Here is a 16,662-nt window from a genome sequence, read left to right on the forward strand (position 1 = left end):
TACTTTATTGCAAAGCGCGGCGGGTTATACTCCTATTGGTCGGTTTTCACCAAAAACCTGCGGTATAAAAATAGCAGTATCATCATGTGTAGCACAACTCCGATGATCCCGAAAACGAGAACAAACCCTTCATGAGAAGTTCCCGCCAAGTACGTTTTCGCTGTCCAATAAGTTGGCGTGAAAACGCCGAAAAGCTGCCACGGCAAAGGAATAAAATAAACCGCGGCCGGCATGAGAGTAAGCAGGCTGAATCCTTTCATTAAAGCAAGCCCTTCCACTTTGTTCGAAGCATAGGCGGCCAAAAGCAGCGTATAAATCGGGGCTTCAAGCATGACCATGATCAGGACGAACAAAAGGTGCGCAGCACCAGGCGCCATTAAACCGCCGGACGCAAACAACAAAGTGCTGTAGCATAAAGTGAGCGCCATCGGCAGGATGAGACGGACCATGACATATCCGCGCTTCGACATGGGCGTCACGGCAAAATACTGAATCATATTTTCGTCGCGCTCGTCAAGCAGGATGAACCCCGACATGACACCGAGAATCAGGGGGATGAAAAGCATGGCAAGGCTCATGATCAAATGACGGTATGGGATGATATTGAATTCCGTCAATTCCGCTGACAAAGGAACGACTGCTGTAGTTACGATGATGAGCAGAAAAGGCGCCAGCCCGTAAAAAGCGAGCATTGAATCACGCCTGATCTGTTTCATATCCCCGCGTATCAGCTGAATGATTTTCATCATCGTGAATCACCTCCGCCAAGCTTTAAAGTGATGAATGTTTGGAGTGAATGCCTCGCCCACAAATACGCGGCTCCGTTCCATAACAAGAGGATGGAAATCGCGTAGATGAGATCCCGCTGCTGAAGACCGGTAAACGCCGAACCTAACAGCATTAATGAGGCCTTTGACGGGAGAGCGTAAAACAGCGGGTTGCTCCAAATGCCCGCTGCTTCAAACAGAGGCAGAACGAACACAAAGGTGCTCAAAGAAGACAAAAAGAAAAATCCGTTTAAGGTTTCGCACCGCACCGCCAAACCTAAGCCGATCATCGTGAAGAAAAATGAAGTGAAAAGCACGCCGCAAGCGAACAAACCGGAATGTGTTCCAAAGCCAAATACGCTGCTGTGGATGAAAATGCTCGATCCGAGAGACAAAACGGACAAGGACGCTGTTTTGGAAAGAATATACTCACTTGCACTTAGCGGCGTGACAAACAGGCTGTCATGGATATTTTGCCCTTTCTCCAGTAAAACAAGGCCCCCGATGAAGAAAAACCCCAGAACGCTCGGATCTGTAAATGTCAAGGCAATGTTGGCCGCCTCCCTGTATTCAACCGGAAGAAACTGCAATACCGCGATATACACCGTGCTGATCAGCAAATAGGCATAATAAAAACCGTGTTTGAACTGAAGTTTGATATCGTGGGAAATCGCTGATAAGATCCTCAACTTAAACGCCTCCCCGTCACCTCGATAAATATGTCTTCAAGCGACGCTTCTTGGGAATGGATTGTTTCCACAGGGTGCTCCTTAATCAAGTTCAAAAATTCCGGGCTGCTGCCGATTTGATCAAGGTCGAATTGAGCGGTTTCCAACTGTCCATGACTGCGGTACTCCACTTTTACATGCTTTTTTCCTTTTTGCACTTTCAAAGCGCGTGGAGAATCAATCAAAGCCACCTTGCCGTCAACGATGAAAGCAACGCGGTCGCAGATTTCTTCAGCTGTTTGCATGTGGTGCGTCGTGATCAGGATCGTCTTCCCCTCCGCCTTTTTGTTCAGGATGAGCTGTTTTAATTTTTTGGCATGAACGGGATCGAGCCCTGAGGTCGGTTCGTCTAGAAATAAAAGATCAGGCTGATTGATCAGGGCTCTCGAAAAATTCAGCCTCATTTTCATGCCTTTTGAGTAAGCGGATACTTTTGTCCGGCCGTAATCTTCAAGACCCGTTAAAGCGAGCAGCGCTTCCGGCTCCTCGGTTTCAGATGCATACAAGGAACGGAATAAACTTAAATTTTCCAGTGCAGTCAATCGTTGATAAAAATTCGGAAATTCAAAGGCGACGCCGATTTTCTCATAAAAGGAGCTGCCGGCTTGGTTCAGTTCTTTTCCCATCACAGAGACCCGGCCTTCATATTGCTTTAAAATACCGATTAATATTTTTTGAATCGTGCTTTTTCCGGCGCCGGACGGCCCGAGAAACCCAAAAATTTCCCCCTTTTGAATCGAAAAATTGATCCCTTTCAATACAGGCGTTTTTTGTCCGGGATATGTGAAGCGAAGCCCGCTGACTTCAATCATGAGCTGCATCCTCCTTGGCCGAAAGCCCCTGTCCGATCAATTCGATAAGCAAATCCATCGTTTCTTCGTAGCGGTCTTCCCCAATGTTTGTTTTTTGAAAGGATAAAAGAACAACGGCGCGAATCACGCTGATGATCGTCTCCGGTTTTTTTCTGACAAGCCAGCCTTTTTCCTGACCCATTTCAATTAAAGGCTTGAAAAAATCTTCGTCGCTGGCGAAATGCGCCTGCAGCTTTTCTTCGGGGAGTTTGCGGAAGAGCGTCTCCATTAAGTTTTCATCATAAACTTGGCGAATGTACGGGTTATGTTCCATCACCGCCAGTGCTTCACGCAAAAACTGTCCAAATGTTTTCCCGCTTTCAGAAAATGAGGCTTCAAGCTGAGAGCGGATCTTTTGTTCTTCCTGCTGCAAAATCTCAAAATAAAGCTCCTCTTTCGAATCGAAAAATGTATAAAATGAGCCTTGGGCAATCCCTGCCGACGCTGTTAATTCACCGACGCTCGTTTTCTTCAATCCAAGTTGCGCAAAAAGCTTTCTTCCGCTTTGCACTAATGCTGAACGGATTGCTTCCTTTTCTTTTTCGGTAAATTTCGGCATAGACATCTCTCCTCCATTCATAAATATATGAATAATTTTATTTTATATTCATATAATGAGCTACGACTTCCCTGTTGTCAATGTATTTTGGTTCAAATTTACCACAATATTTTCATTTGCCCGTCAAATTTAAAGCAAAAAAAAGCACCACTTATAGTTTAAACTATAAGTAGCGCTTCATTTTCCATTAATAAGCCAGGCTGAACAGACCTTTAATATGGCTCAGGTAGCGGACGTTGCTCGCTTCTTTCATCAATGAAGCAGGCAGGCCTTTAAGAGATGTGCTGTTCGCGCCGATTACGGCAACTGCGTCTTTGCGGCCAAGGCTTGCAAGCGTACCTGAGTTGACAGGGCTGAACGTTTCCATTGATTTGTTTTCTAAGTATGCATACAGGTTGTAGCCGATCAGCTCGCCCATTTGCCATGCGATTTGAGCTGTCGGAGGGTACGGACGGCCATCCGGACCGAAGACAACGGCGCTGTCTCCTGCAACAAATACGTCTTCATGTGATGTAGATTGAAGGAAGTCATTTACAGTTGCGCGTCCGCGGTTGACTTCAAGACCTGATTCGCCGATAAGCGGATTGCCTTGAACACCGCCGGTCCAGACAAATGTATTTGTGACGATTTTTTGCCCGTCTTTTAAATCAACAACGTTTCCTTCTACATTTGTGACAGGCAGTCCTGTCAAGAATTCAACGCCGCGTTTTTCAAGGCTCTTTGTCGCACGTTCGATCAGCTCATCTGGAAGAACCGGCAGGATTTTCGGACCGGCTTCAACAAGCTTCAGCTTGATTTCTTTCGGATCGACACCGTAGCTTCTCGCAAGGTTCGGCATGATATCGGCAAGTTCACCGACAAGCTCGACGCCTGTGAGTCCGCCGCCGCCGATTAAGATTGTAGCATCAGCTTCGTTTTTCGTTTTAGCATATTCGCGCACGCGCTCTTCAACATGCTTGAAGATTTTGTTTGCATCGTTTGCTGATTTAAGCACCATGCTGTTTTCTGCAAGTCCCGGAATGCCGAAGTAAGCAGTAACAGAACCAAGACCGACGACAAGCGCGTCATACGTTAGGGTAGAGCCGTCAGAAAGAGCGACTTCTTTTTTATCAACTGAGAAAGAGTTGACTTTGGCGATTTTAAGATCGATGTCTTTTCCTTTGAAAAGCTTTGCAAGCGGCATCGCAACTGCCTGTTCTGACACGTTGCCCGCAGCAAGGCGATGCAATTCTGTGATGATTTGGTGTGTCGGGTATTGGTTAACCACTGTGACTTTTGCTTCTTCTTTTGTGTAGTGTTTGCGAACTGTTAAAGCAGACAGTAATCCGCCGTAACCAGCGCCTAAAATGACGATATGTTTTGACATCGTGAATCCTCCGTCCTTATTCTGAATGTATAGTGATTATTTTTGTTTTTCGCGTTCTGACATGATTTGCAGGTAGCTTTGAACAAAGCGGAACAGCTTTTGGGCCTGCGGATCTTTAAGCATTTTCAGCAAACCGAAAAGTCCGATGACTTCATTGCTTTCGTCAGCGCGGTCTTTTGCTTCAATGGCGGTAGCCGCGATTTCTTTTGCCGTATCTTTGACAGGCTCAAGAATTTCTGTAATGGCACCGACCGTATCATTTTTTAATACTTCATCAGTTGCAACAGATTGTGCGAAATCGTAAGACTTTGTCAAAATGTTGACCAGTTCTGTCAGCTTTGGAAGCTGGTCGACTAAAGTAGTCAAAGACTCCTGTACTTCAGGTTTTAGCAGTTGATCGATAAGATCGCGTTGGCTTTGGCTTACAGATTCGTTTGTTTGATCAGCTGTTTGATCGATTGTTTCCGGCATAACCAATTCTCCTTTTCAATAAGCGATGTGCTGTTTTTTGAAGGAAGCCCTTTTTCTATAGTTTGTGAATTTATGCACAAACTAGTCCGCAAAAAGGTTCTCCCCTTTGTGTTTGTTTTGCTGTTTTCAGTCTGGAATTCCCGAAAACCCGCAATCTCAAAACACGCTGTATTTTTTACTACTAAATGATAACACTTTTTGAACAAAAAATGAACGTGATTGTTTCGGAAATGAAATAAAATCATAGAAAACTTTATATATAGGGCTTCTTTCATCCCTTTCATTTCCTATATTGTGTCTTTTTTTACGAAACGCCCCGTTCACACGTCATGATAGAGTCGTGCGAACATTTCATAGAATCGCATTTAGTTTACATAATAAAGTTATCGCTACCTCTGGTTAATCTTCATCTTTGACATCCGGATCTTCGGGGATGGGTTCGTTCAGAACGGATTCCGCCCACGCTTTATACTTTTCCATCTGTTCCATATGCGTATTGAATTGCTCTTTGTTAATTAAATGCTGCTGTCCGTCAAAGACGGTGCGGATTTTCTTTTCTCTGACAAGCTGTTCAACATATGCTTCTGAAATCGTTAAATATTCTGCGGTTTCCTTTATCGTCAAGTACATGTTTTGCTTCCTCTCGTTTTGATTTAGGCGAACGTTGCGTTTTTAGGATCATACGATAAGATATATCAGTTTAGATGATGGAGGCCTATTCTATGTATTCAAAATGGAACTCTGAAACGTTTTATCCGCCTTCAGCCCCGCAAATGCATACCGGTCAATCTTCGCAGCAGATGAATCAAAGGCTGAAAAATCTCGAAGATCAAATGGAATTGCTAATCAAGCTCATGGAAAGCAACAATCAGCTGCTGCGTTCGATTGAAGAGCAGCAGAATCGCGTCTGCACGGCCGGCGGCGGTTCGGTCATCGTCAGAATGTGAGTTTTGATCAATCGAACTTCATCAAAATAAAAAGAGGAAGGACGCGTCCTTCTTCTTTGTTTGAAAGTCTTATCCAGTATACTACAGATTTTTTCGCGCTGAAAGGCCGGCAATTTCATCGTATGTTTCACGGTTTTCTAATGTTGACAAATCGCCTGCCGGTTCGTTCAAATAGGCAGCTCTGATCAACCGTCTCATCACTTTTGCATTTCTCGTCTTCGGCAAACCGCTGACAAAGTAAACCGCTTTTGGCTTGATTGCTTTACCGATCGCATCAGATGCAAGGTTCAGCAAATCATCTTTTAGTTCTTCTGACGGCTTTTCCGACTGTCTGAGGACGACGAAGCAGACGGCTGCCTGACCTTTGAGCTTATCCGGAACGCCGATGACGCCTGCTTCTGCCACCGCTGGATGGCCGACCAGTACGGACTCTATTTCGGCGGGGCCGATTCTTTTCCCGGCAGCATTGATCACATCATCAGAACGTCCGCTGATCGTCCAGTAGCCGTTTTCATCCCGTTTTGCCCAATCGCCGTGCACCCAGACGTCAGTCCAGCGGCTCCAATATGCTTTTTCGTATCTGGACGGCTCCTTCCAAAAACCGTTCGTCATGCCGACCCACGGCTTTGTCAGGACAAGCTCCCCGACTTCATTGACGACTTCCTCCCCTTTTTCGTTGAAGACATTGGCCGCCATGCCGGGAAGAGGCGAATTAAATGTCATCGGCGTGATCGGCCGCAGGAGCACATTGCCCAAAATACCGCCTGAGATCTCCGTTCCTCCTGAATAATTAAATATAGGAATCCGTTCTTTTCCAGCATGTCGGAACAGCCACATCCACGGTTCATAATTCCATGGTTCGCCCGTTGAGCCGATTGCCTTCAGACTGCTCAGGTCGTATTGATAGAGAAAATCTTCGCCGTGCTGCATCAGTGAGCGAATGAGCGTCGGAGAGACGCCGAGATGTGTCACCCGATGTCTGTTGACAAGCTCCCACAGCCGATCCGGGGCCGGGAAGTCCGGTGCTCCGTCATACAGCAAAACAGCCGCTCCGTTTATGAGGCCCCCGAATATTAAAAACGGCCCCATCATCCAGCCCATGTCTGTAAACCAGAAAAACGTGTCCCCCTGTTTGACATCCATCCCGAAGCCCGCATCAAATGCAGCTTTCAGCGGAAAACCGGCATGGGTATGAACCGCTCCCTTCGGCTGTCCTGTCGTACCCGATGTGTAAAGCAGCATGAGCGGATCTGAACTGTCCATTTCTTCTGTGTTCTGCAGGGGATCGCTTTTCATTAATTCATTCCAGTCTATATCTCTCTTATGATTCCAAGTTTGATCGCCATCGTGAAGCCTGCAGACGACGACTTTTTGGACGGAGGGGGAACGGTCCGCGGCTTTGTCAGCTTCTTTCTTCATGCAGACCTTCTTTCCCCTTCGCAAAAAGCCATCTGCTGTGACAAGGATTTTTGCTTCGGCGGCGCTAAGTCTCGCGGCTGCCGCATGGGCGCCGTAGCCTGAAAAAACCGGTAAAAATACCGCGCCGATTTTAGCGGCGGCCAGCATGGCGATGACCGTTTCCGGGATCATCGGCATGTAAATCGCAATGACATCCCCTTTTGCTATGCCTTGCTTTTTAAAGCCCGCCGCCGCACGGGCGACTTTTTGATGTAAAGAAGAATAGGTGATCCGTTCTGTTTTTCCGTCTTCACTTTCCCAGATGAGGGCTGTCCTGTCGGCCGTATCAGGCCGGCGGGACCATTTTTCCACGGCGTTGTAAACGGCATTTAAGCGTCCGTCGGAAAACCATTTCGGCCATTTTATGCCTTTACCGAGATTCAATGTTTGGCTGTACCGCTTGTACCAGCTGATGCCGAGCGCTTTTTCGGCCTCTTCCCAGAACCATGCGATATCGTCTGTACTTGCTTTCAAAAAATCATCATAGTCGGAAAAACCGAGGGCTGTCATCCATTGAAACAGCCGGGTCGTTTTTACAAATTCCGGATCAGGCTGCCAAACCGCTTTTTCGGCCATACCGTTTCCCCCTTTTCGTTTCATTGGCCTTTAGACGGGATAAACAGGATGCTTCCGTTCCGTAAATGTCATGTATTTGGTCATATATGCATTCAGACGTTTGATGAGTTCTGTACGCAGCGAATCGGCCGGAATGATCCCGTCGACAATCATTTCTGAAGCAAGCCGGTAAATGTCGATATCTTTTTGGTACGCTTCCCGTTTTTCGGCGATGAAGGCGGACCGCTCTTCTTCAGGCAATTCTGCGATTTTTTTGGCATAAACGGCATTTACCGCTGCTTCCGGACCCATGACGGCAATTTGCGCCGTCGGCAGCGCCAGACAGCAGTCAGGCTCAAAGGCCGGCCCCGCCATCGCATACAAGCCTGCGCCATAAGCTTTCCTGACAATGACGGATATTTTCGGTACGGTTGCTTCGGCCATCGCTGAAATCATTTTCGCACCGTGTCTGATAATACCCGCCCTCTCGACTTTCGTTCCAATCATAAAGCCGGGGATATCAGCCAGAAACAGCAGCGGGATATGATAGGCATCGCACAAATTGATAAACTTTGCTGCTTTGTCTGCCGAATCGTGAAACAGAACACCGCCTTTGACCCGCGGCTGATTGGCGATGATGCCGACAGGCTGTCCGTGAATCCTTGCCAAACCGGTAATCAGCTCTGGAGCAAACAATTTCTTAATCTCATAAAAAGACGCTTCATCAATGATCCGATCGATTAAATCCATCATTTGAAACGGTGCGTTTTGGTTTTTCGGAATGATCTCCTCCAATGACCGGTCAAACGGACGGGCGGATTTTGCTTCAATGACAGGCGCTTTTTCGGTGTAGTTCGGCGGAAAGTAGGAAAGATACCGGCGCGCCGACTTGATTGCCTCCTCTTCCGTTTCGGCAAGAATGTCTCCGCAGCCTGAAACAGAACAGTGCATTCGCGCGCCGCCCATTTCTTCAAGCGACACTTTTTCGCCGATCACCATTTCCGCCATGCGCGGTGAGCCTAAATACATCGAGGCGTTACCTTCGACCATGATGACGATGTCGCAAAAAGCCGGTATGTAGGCGCCTCCAGCCGCTGAAGGGCCGAACAAGAGACAGATTTGCGGAATGCGCCCGGATAATTTGACTTGCTGATAAAAAATCCGCCCTGCTCCTCTTCGCCCCGGAAACATGTCAACTTGATCCGTAATCCTTGCGCCTGCCGAATCGACCAAATATAGAAGCGGGCAATTCAGTTTTTCGGCTGTTTCTTGGATGCGGATGATTTTTTCGACGGTTCTCGCTCCCCATGATCCTGCTTTGACAGTTGAATCATTAGCCATGACGCAAACGGTTCGGCCGTCGATTTTTCCGATTCCCGTGACGACTCCATCTGCCGGAAGCCCGTCAGCCATGCAATTGGCAAAAAACGCGTCCTCAAGGTCGAGGCCTTCGTCAAGCAGCAGCTTTAATCGGTCTCTGACAAATAATTTCCCTTTTTTCTCATTGGCTTCATGGTATTTTTGCGCTCCGCCTTCCTGAATCCGGCGGATGCGTTCATACAATTCCTTTTCGGCCGGCATCGGCTGTCCCCCCGTTCATTTTATTCTCCCGTATAATACGGCTTCCGCTTTTCTGTAAAAGCTTTCAGCCCTTCTGTCCTGTCTTTCGTCGGGATCGTCAGTTCATAGGCTTTTTGTTCAATCGCAAGTCCAGTTTCGATATCTGTCTCAAGCCCTTGATTGATGGCGAACTTCGCCTGTCTGACGGCAACCGGTCCGTTCGCTGCGATGTTCGCTGCGATACTTTCGGTTGTTTCCTTTAACTTCGAAAGCGGAACGACATGTTCAACTAGGCTGATCTTTTGCGCTTCTTCGGCGCTGATGCGGCCGCCGGTATAGATCATTTCTTTCGCCTTTCCCCTGCCGATTAAGCGGGGCAGCCGCTGTGTTCCCCCTGCCCCGGGAATGATCGCGAGCGTTGTTTCGGGGAGGCCGAGTTCAATATGTTCGGCTGCAATCCTGATATCGCACGCCAATGCAAGCTCCAGCCCCCCTCCCAAAGCGCTTCCGTTTAATGCAGCGATGACGGGCTGCGGCAGTTTTTCCGTTTCGCTGACCACTTGTTGAATCAGGGAAACGGCCTGCTTCGCTTCTGTACGGCTCATGCGGGCTCTTTCCTTTAAATCGGCACCTGCACAAAACGTCCTGTCCCCTACTCCTGTTATAATGACACAGCGGATGGCCGGGTTTGAACGGATAGCGCAAAGGATGCGCTGAAAGTCGTCGAGAAGCCCGAGCGAGAGGGCATTGGCAGCCTGCGGTCTGTTCAACGTCAACACGGCAACAGCCTGCTCGTTGATGGAATAAAGAACATTGGGCTCCATTCGATCTTCCTCCTCTTTATCTATGAAAAACAGTTCTTTGATTTAGCCGCCTGCAAATTTCGGCTTGGCAGCTCTCTTCCGGTTTTGTCTTCGATCCATTTGGCAGCTGAAAGCAGCTTGCTGAGATCAACTCCGGTTTCGATGCCCATCTGGGCGCACATGTAAATCAAATCATCAGTTGCCGCATTTCCCGTGGCTCCCGGTGCATAAGGACAGCCGCCCAGCCCGCCGCATGATGCGTCAAATACGGTGATTCCCATATCCATCGCTGCGATCATGTTGGCGAGCGCCATCCCCCTCGTATCATGAAAATGAAGGGCGATATTCTCTTTCGGAAAGCGCTTTAAGAGTACGTCAAGCACCCTTTGAACCTGTACGGGATTTGCTGCGCCGATCGTATCTCCGAGAGAAAGTTCGTCGATCCCCATGTCGAACAGCGCTTCAGAGATGCGTACGATTTGCTCCAATGGCACTTGATGCTCATAAGGACAGCCAAATACGGTGGACAGGTAGGCTCTGGCGGTGAGGCCTGCTTGTTTCGCTGCCCCGGTGACTTCCTGTAAGACGGGAAGCGTTTCACCGATCGATTTGTTAATGTTTTTCTGGTTGTGTGTCTCGCTTGCCGACATGAAAACAGAAGCTTCATCGATCCCTCCATCAAGAGCCCGTTCCAGCCCTTTTCGGTTCGGAATGAGTGCTGCGTAGGTGACGCCCGGCTTTCGGTTGATTCCTTTGGCAACATCAAGGGCATCAGACAGTGTAGGAATCCACTTAGGATGGACGAATGAAGTGATTTCGATATATGAAATCCCTGTTTGGGATAGCATGTCAATCCAGGTTATTTTATCGGCTGTCGAGAGTGCGGTTTGTTCATTTTGCAGACCGTCGCGCGGTCCGACTTCTTTAATGAAAATTTTCTTCGGTACGTTCATTTGCCATCCTCCAGACCTTATTGAAGCTCCAATAAGACGTCCCCTTCATCGGCAAAATCCCCTTCGTTCTTTCTGACGGTTTTGACGGTGCCGGCCGTTTCGGCGACAATCGGAATCTCCATCTTCATCGATTCTAAAATGGCGACTTCCTGCCCCTTTTCGATTTTGTCTCCTGCTTTCACTAATATTTTCCATACGTTTCCCGCCATATTGGTGACAACAGTATTCATGGCACGCCTCCTTGATTTCATTTTGACTGATAGCGATTGATAAAATCGGTTTGGACCCCGCCTTTTCGGAATTCGTCAGAACGTACGATGTCTTCAAGCAGCGGAATATTTGTTTTAATGCCTTTCACTTGATATTGTGAGAGCGCTTCGGTCAAAGTGCGGATAGCTTCGTCTCTGCTACTTCCTTTGACGATCATCTTGGCGATCATCGGGTCGTAATACGGTGTGATGTTCATACCTGGGGCTGCTGCGCATTCATGACGGACATTCGGTTGCTCAGGCAGCTTAAGGTCAGTGATCCGCCCCGGCGAAGGGAAAAATGTTTTCGGATCTTCTGCACAGATTCTGACTTCGATCGCATGTCCGTCCCGCCGAATGTCTTTCTGCTTATGCGAAATTGGTTTTCCTGCTGCGATATTGAGCTGTTCTTCGACAAGGTCGAGCCCTGTAATTTCCTCTGTTACCGGGTGTTCGACTTGCAGGCGGGTATTCATCTCGAGAAAATAAAAATGGTTCTCCTTGTCTACTAAAAACTCGATTGTCCCGGCGTTGGCATAGCCGATCGACAGCGCGGCTTTGACGGCCGCTTCACCGAGCTTCGCGCGCATGTTTTCATCGAATAACGGAGCGGGTGCTTCTTCGATGATTTTTTGCTGACGTCTCTGAATCGAACAGTCCCGTTCCCAAAGATAGACGGCATTTCCGTATTCGTCTGTTAAAATTTGAATCTCGATATGTCTTGCATGCTCGATATATTTCTCGATGTACATAGCCCCGTCTCCGAAAAAATCGGCGGCTCGTTTTTGGCTGCCTTCATATGCTTTTTCTAATTCGCTTTCATTACGGATCAGCTGCATTCCGATGCCGCCGCCTCCAAAAGAAGCTTTGAGCATCACGGGATAGCCGATGGATTCGGCAAGAGCCAGGGCCTCATTCAGACCGGACAAGCTTTTTGTCACGCCGGGAACGACAGGAACCCCGGCTTGTTCCATCGCTTGTCTCGCTTCAATTTTGCTTCCCATTTTGGCGATCACATCAGGCGGCGGACCGATAAACGTGATATTTTCCTCTCGGCACCTTTCGGCAAAACGGCTGTTCTCGGAAAGCAGGCCGTATCCCGGATGGATGGCACAGACCCCCGCTTTTTTAGCGGTTTCGATGATTTTTTCGATATTTAAATAGCTTTCACTGACCCGCGGTTTGCCGATCAGCCAGGCTTCATCTGCAGCTTTAACATGCAGGGAGTCCGCATCGGCTTCAGAGTAGACGGCAACTGTCTGAATACCGAGCCGTTGACAAGTGCGGATGATCCGAAGTGCGATTTCGCCGCGATTGGCGATAAGCAATTTTTGAAACAAAAAAATGCCCCCTTTCATATTCATCAGCGTCTGAAATGGAATTTGAAAGCGTCTTCATTTATTTTTTTGTGAATCCGAAAGTTAAGTAGCAGCTTATCCTGTTTCCTGCCATAGGTTCAGCCGGGTCTTGTCTGTTCTTTACAGCTTATGATGATTCAAAAGAAAAAAGTCCTAAAGCTGAAGAAATCGCTTTAGAACTCTCAATGTTTTGGCTCAGGCCTGTTGGCGTTTGGACGGCTTTTACCGAGAATGCTCTGCATGTTTGCCGCTGTTTGTGAGGATATGTTGAATGATCTCGGCGTTTTTTGACAGAAAGGCAGTTTCGAACATATCTTGATGAGGCCCGCCTCCCTTATACTCTTGATAGTTTCTTGTTGTGGCGTCAGCCCATTTTTGCAATGTGAATCTGTCAATTTGATCCGTTTGAACGCCGGCTTCAATAAAATGAATGTTTGCGTTGATATGGCCGTCATTGATTATTTGTGCCCAATATTTTTGATAGTTTGTCGTCTTTTTGATGACTGCTTCCCTGAGATGAGCGGGAACATTTTCTGCCAAGGCGCTGCTTGGCTGAGGCGGCAATGCTTGTTTCTTTTGATACGCATCGACAATAATAAGATCGCTGACCTCTAAATCGCGATTTTCCATTTCTTTTACAATCTCAAATGCCGTGTTGCCTCCCGCTGAATATCCCAGCAGGATATATGGACCTTGAGGCTGGATTTCAATGATGTTGTTCATGTACTGTTCTATTCGGCTGTCTTCTTCAATAAAGTTAAATCCGTACACGGTCGCTTTGCCGTTTAGCTTTGCTGCGAGATCTTTATAAAATATGCCGAAGCCCGAAATGGGAGGAAAACAGAAAAGGTTCACTCCGGTCGGCGGATTCAGTCTGCTGACATGCTGCACGGCTGATGCGCGCAGCTCATGTGAAAACAGCTTTTCGGCCAATTGTTCAATTGTCGGATTCTCGAATAATAATTCAATCGGAATATCGATCCCCTGGCTGTTTTTCAGCTGGTGAATGACTTGCAGAGCCTTTAGCGAATGACCGCCAAGTTCGAAAAAGTCATCTTCAATACCGAGTTCCTTCACGCCGAGGATAGGTTTCCAGATGTCAATCAGTTCCGTTTCGACCCAATTTCTTGGCGGAACGATCTGTTTCAAAACCGTTTTTTGATCAGGTGCGGGAAGCGCACGGCGGTCGATTTTGCCGTTTGCCGTGAGAGGCATGCGGTCCAGTTTAACCCAATCATGGGGAATCATATAGTCGGGAAGCTGCCTTGATAGTAATGAACGGATCGTTTTTTCCTCTGTTTGATCATCGCTTACATAGTATGCGATAAGGAGCGCTTCTTCGTTTTTTTCTTCAATGATGACAGCTGCTTCTTGAACGCCTTCAATCTCGATGAGCCGCGCTTCTATTTCAGCCGGTTCTGTTCGTTTGCCGCGAATTTTGATTTGCCGGTCCATCCGGCTGATATATTCTAAGTTGCCGTCTGGCAACCATCGTACCAGATCGCCGGTTTTGTACATTTTTTCCCCTGGTTGAAACGGATGCTGTACAAATGCTTCACTCGTCAAATCTGGTCTGTGCAAATATCCTTTTGCAACCCCATCGCCGCCGACGCAAAGTTCGCCAGGAACGCCGATCGGCGCGAGCTGCCCGCTCTCGTCAACAATAAAGGCATTTGAATTGCTGATTGGTTTCCCGATTGGAATCGCTTGTGAAAAATCTTGCTTGATTTCATAAAATGTAGAGAATGTTGTATTTTCCGTCGGACCATATATGTTATAAAGCTTCAAGTTTGGACACCGATGTCTGACCGTATTCATCAGTGCAGGTGTCAAAGCTTCCCCGCCGACATATAAAGTGGTAAGTCCTGAAAACATGTCCGGCTGGGCTTGTGCCAGCTGGTTAAAGAGCGCCGTTGTTAAAAACAGCACTGTGATATCATGACTAAGCAAATAATTGCCAAAACGGGCAGGAGTCAACATCGTCGAGCGGTCAATAACATGGAGGCAAGCTCCTTTCAGGAGCGCTCCGAATATTTCAAACGTGATGGCGTCAAAGCCGAGTGAACCGGTTAGGATTAATCTGTCATTTGTATTGGCTGATGTGTAATTGCTGTTTGAGATAAGTGATACGACATTGCGGTGCGAGATCATCACGCCCTTTGGCTTCCCTGTCGAACCCGATGTATACATGATATAGGCCAAATCATCCGGGCGGGTATCGATGTTTAAATTCCGGCTGGATGCCAATTGCGCTTTCTTGGATATCACCACTTTTTTCGGAAAATCGATGTCAGTCTTGAGTCCTTTCTGAACGGCCAATACGTCCGCTCCGCTTTCTTTCAGCATGTAGCTGATCCGTTCAGGGGGCAGTTCGGCATCAAGCGGGAGATAGGCGCCGCCTGCTTTTAAAACGGCAAGAACACCGATGATGAATTCAGGTGAATGCTCTGCTAAAATTCCGGCAATTCCGTTTTTCTTTAAGCCTTGTTCTTGGAAGATGCGGGCCCATGCAGTAGATGTTTGATCCAGCTCCCTGTATGTCATCGTCAAGCCGCCGGCATGTAGTGCGATATGCTCCGGCGTTTTCTCAACTTGATTGGAAAACAAGTCAGCGATTGTTTTGTTCGTGTCGTAATCTGTTTTTGTATCGTTGAATTCCCCGATGATCCGGGCTTTTTCGTCAGGCGCGAGCATCGGCAGCCTGGAAGCGGGGATATCGGTGTCCTCCGCCGCTCTTCGCAAGGCTTCTAGCAAGTGGCCCCTCACACAGTCAATCCATGATTCATCATAAACGTTTGCATTGTAGCTGAACTTGATGACGAGTTCATCATCCGGCACAATCATGAGGTTGAAGTTGTAGCCTGATTGCTCCGAAACTTTGACATTTTCGATCTGAAGCGGTGATTCGGCGCGGTTTGCCGAGTCTTGCATTTGCTGCTGCAAAGGGTAGTTTTCAAAAACGAAAATATGGTCGATGACATTCTGTTTGAATGCGGTATGCGACTGAATGTCAGCCAATGGATAAAAACTGAACATGTCTTGAGCAAGCCTTTCTTTCTGGGAGCGGCGAAGCAGCTCTGAGAAGGTTTCATTTTCGCTCTCGGCCTTGATACGCACCGGAACAGTATTGATAAATAATCCGATCATTTTCTCAACACCCGGAATCACGGAAGGACGGCCGGAAACGACAGAGCCGAAGACGACATCATCTGTCCGGTTATAGCGCTGAAGCATCAAGCCCCACACGGTTTGTATGAGAGTGGCGAGTGTGGCTTCATGCTGTTTGGCGATTGTTTTGAGTCTCGTCGTCAACTTTCGGTCTAATGAAAACATCAGCTCTTTTTGCCGATATCCCTTTTCCACAGGTTTTGCTGACACTCTCGGAAGCCCTGTTGGCGCATTGAAGTCTGTTAAGTAGTTTTTCCAGTATTCCTTGGCTTTGTCTTTGTCCTGATCATACAACCAGGAAATATATGCGCTGTATGGCTGGACAGGTTCTAAAGGCACAGATTCACCCTTATAGATGGATTCGTACAACTGCATAAATTCTTGCAGCACGATCCCGAGACACCAGCCGTCCATTAAGATGTGGTGATGGCTCCATACACACACATGTTTTTCCGGCGCCGTTTTGAACAGAGAAATCCGCATCAGCATATCTTTTTGCAGATCGAAGCCTTTCCGTCTGTCCCGCTCTTTAAACTGGCTGATATATGCGGTTTGATCAGTTTCCGGCATTCCGGTCAAGTCTTCAGCATGCAACTGAAAGGATCGATCGCGTAAAACGACCTGGCGCGGCTCTTTCAGCCCAGCAACATGGGGCAAAAAAACCGTTCTGAAAATGTCGTGGCGGTCGATGATCGATTGTACACTTTGTTGGAACCAGTCTAAATGAAGCTGACCTCTTATTGTGAAGACGGACTGTTCTATATATGCGGCTCCTTCGTCTTGCAGGAAAGAATGAAAAAGCATTCCTTCCTGCATGTGGCTTAAAGGATAAATGTTTTGGATTTTTTGTGTATGACCCATTGTTTCCCT

General features: G+C 47.6%; 15 protein-coding genes. 1 reads left to right on the top strand and 14 read right to left on the bottom strand.

Going from position 1 to position 16,662, the window contains the following annotated elements; genetic code table 11:
- Positions 1–32 precede the first annotated feature (32 nt).
- The 7 genes from MKX80_RS10545 to MKX80_RS10575 all read right to left on the bottom strand — a co-directional run bounded on the left by MKX80_RS10545 (position 33) and on the right by MKX80_RS10575 (position 5,372).
- Positions 33–749, bottom strand: a complete 717-nt coding sequence (locus MKX80_RS10545; RefSeq protein WP_268299539.1) for an ABC transporter permease — start codon at positions 747–749, stop codon at positions 33–35.
- Complete coding sequence (locus MKX80_RS10550; RefSeq protein WP_186807236.1) at positions 746–1,456, bottom strand: ABC transporter permease; 711 nt, start codon at positions 1,454–1,456, stop codon at positions 746–748. The genes MKX80_RS10545 and MKX80_RS10550 overlap by 4 nt, the downstream gene beginning before the upstream one ends.
- Complete coding sequence (locus tag MKX80_RS10555; RefSeq protein ID WP_268343262.1) at positions 1,453–2,307, bottom strand: ABC transporter ATP-binding protein; 855 nt, start codon at positions 2,305–2,307, stop codon at positions 1,453–1,455. Before MKX80_RS10555 ends, MKX80_RS10550 begins: the two co-directional genes overlap by 4 nt.
- Positions 2,300–2,905: a TetR/AcrR family transcriptional regulator gene (locus MKX80_RS10560; RefSeq protein WP_182070578.1), complete on the bottom strand. Its 606-nt coding sequence runs from the start codon at positions 2,903–2,905 to the stop codon at positions 2,300–2,302. Before MKX80_RS10560 ends, MKX80_RS10555 begins: the two co-directional genes overlap by 8 nt.
- A 187-nt stretch (positions 2,906–3,092) precedes the next feature.
- Positions 3,093–4,271, bottom strand: coding sequence for an NAD(P)/FAD-dependent oxidoreductase (locus MKX80_RS10565; RefSeq protein WP_065643150.1), 1,179 nt, complete (start codon positions 4,269–4,271; stop codon positions 3,093–3,095).
- A gap of 36 nt (positions 4,272–4,307) precedes the next feature.
- Positions 4,308–4,742, bottom strand: coding sequence for a DUF1641 domain-containing protein (locus MKX80_RS10570; protein ID WP_043929066.1), 435 nt, complete (start codon positions 4,740–4,742; stop codon positions 4,308–4,310).
- 399 nt (positions 4,743–5,141) lie between these two features.
- Positions 5,142–5,372, bottom strand: coding sequence for an excisionase family DNA-binding protein (locus MKX80_RS10575; RefSeq protein ID WP_268343261.1), 231 nt, complete (start codon positions 5,370–5,372; stop codon positions 5,142–5,144).
- Between the two features lie 92 nt (positions 5,373–5,464).
- On the opposite strand from MKX80_RS10575, the gene MKX80_RS10580 reads away from it, so the two are divergent.
- Positions 5,465–5,689 carry a hypothetical protein gene (locus MKX80_RS10580; RefSeq protein ID WP_154998974.1) on the top strand — a complete coding sequence of 75 codons (225 nt, stop codon included), beginning with the start codon at positions 5,465–5,467 and terminating at the stop codon, positions 5,687–5,689.
- An 81-nt stretch (positions 5,690–5,770) separates the two neighbouring features.
- On the opposite strand, the gene MKX80_RS10585 is transcribed toward MKX80_RS10580, so the two are convergent.
- From MKX80_RS10585 to MKX80_RS10615, 7 genes are all read right to left on the bottom strand, one after another.
- Positions 5,771–7,723 carry an AMP-binding protein gene (locus MKX80_RS10585; RefSeq protein ID WP_154998976.1) on the bottom strand — a complete coding sequence of 651 codons (1,953 nt, stop codon included), beginning with the start codon at positions 7,721–7,723 and terminating at the stop codon, positions 5,771–5,773.
- A 30-nt stretch (positions 7,724–7,753) separates the two neighbouring features.
- The gene (locus tag MKX80_RS10590; RefSeq protein ID WP_154998978.1) at positions 7,754–9,283 is read right to left on the bottom strand and encodes an acyl-CoA carboxylase subunit beta; all 1,530 of its coding nucleotides are present in this window, start codon (positions 9,281–9,283) and stop codon (positions 7,754–7,756) included.
- 20 nt (positions 9,284–9,303) lie between these two features.
- Positions 9,304–10,086, bottom strand: coding sequence for an enoyl-CoA hydratase (locus MKX80_RS10595; protein WP_268342955.1), 783 nt, complete (start codon positions 10,084–10,086; stop codon positions 9,304–9,306).
- 20 nt (positions 10,087–10,106) lie between these two features.
- Entirely contained in the window at positions 10,107–11,018 is a 912-nt protein-coding gene (locus MKX80_RS10600; protein WP_339228484.1) for a hydroxymethylglutaryl-CoA lyase, read from the bottom strand.
- Positions 11,019–11,035: 17 nt separating this feature from the next.
- On the bottom strand, positions 11,036–11,248 hold the full coding sequence (locus tag MKX80_RS10605) for an acetyl-CoA carboxylase biotin carboxyl carrier protein subunit (RefSeq protein ID WP_003182452.1): 213 nt from the start codon (positions 11,246–11,248) through the stop codon (positions 11,036–11,038).
- A 17-nt stretch (positions 11,249–11,265) separates the two neighbouring features.
- Positions 11,266–12,606 (bottom strand): acetyl-CoA carboxylase biotin carboxylase subunit, encoded by a 1,341-nt coding sequence (locus tag MKX80_RS10610; protein WP_154998985.1) that lies wholly within the window; start codon positions 12,604–12,606, stop codon positions 11,266–11,268.
- A 240-nt stretch (positions 12,607–12,846) separates the two neighbouring features.
- Entirely contained in the window at positions 12,847–16,653 is a 3,807-nt protein-coding gene (locus tag MKX80_RS10615) for an amino acid adenylation domain-containing protein (RefSeq protein WP_339228486.1), read from the bottom strand.
- Positions 16,654–16,662: the final 9 nt, after the last annotated feature.

It is taken from the genome of Bacillus sp. FSL K6-0972 (genome assembly GCF_037976035.1).
In the GTDB taxonomy this organism is placed as follows: domain Bacteria; phylum Bacillota; class Bacilli; order Bacillales; family Bacillaceae; genus Bacillus; species Bacillus haynesii.

Coding starts and splice junctions, on each gene's coding strand:
- MKX80_RS10545 (WP_268299539.1), bottom strand. CDS start 749: ATGATGAAAATCATTCAGCTGATACGCGGGGATATGAAACAGATCAGG.
- MKX80_RS10555 (WP_268343262.1), bottom strand. CDS start 2,307: ATGATTGAAGTCAGCGGGCTTCGCTTCACATATCCCGGACAAAAAACG.
- MKX80_RS10560 (WP_182070578.1), bottom strand. CDS start 2,905: ATGCCGAAATTTACCGAAAAAGAAAAGGAAGCAATCCGTTCAGCATTA.
- MKX80_RS10565 (WP_065643150.1), bottom strand. CDS start 4,271: ATGTCAAAACATATCGTCATTTTAGGCGCTGGTTACGGCGGATTACTG.
- MKX80_RS10570 (WP_043929066.1), bottom strand. CDS start 4,742: ATGCCGGAAACAATCGATCAAACAGCTGATCAAACAAACGAATCTGTA.
- MKX80_RS10575 (WP_268343261.1), bottom strand. CDS start 5,372: ATGTACTTGACGATAAAGGAAACCGCAGAATATTTAACGATTTCAGAA.
- MKX80_RS10580 (WP_154998974.1), top strand. CDS start 5,465: ATGTATTCAAAATGGAACTCTGAAACGTTTTATCCGCCTTCAGCCCCG.
- MKX80_RS10585 (WP_154998976.1), bottom strand. CDS start 7,723: ATGGCCGAAAAAGCGGTTTGGCAGCCTGATCCGGAATTTGTAAAAACG.
- MKX80_RS10590 (WP_154998978.1), bottom strand. CDS start 9,283: ATGCCGGCCGAAAAGGAATTGTATGAACGCATCCGCCGGATTCAGGAA.
- MKX80_RS10595 (WP_268342955.1), bottom strand. CDS start 10,086: ATGGAGCCCAATGTTCTTTATTCCATCAACGAGCAGGCTGTTGCCGTG.
- MKX80_RS10600 (WP_339228484.1), bottom strand. CDS start 11,018: ATGAACGTACCGAAGAAAATTTTCATTAAAGAAGTCGGACCGCGCGAC.
- MKX80_RS10605 (WP_003182452.1), bottom strand. CDS start 11,248: ATGAATACTGTTGTCACCAATATGGCGGGAAACGTATGGAAAATATTA.
- MKX80_RS10615 (WP_339228486.1), bottom strand. CDS start 16,653: ATGGGTCATACACAAAAAATCCAAAACATTTATCCTTTAAGCCACATG.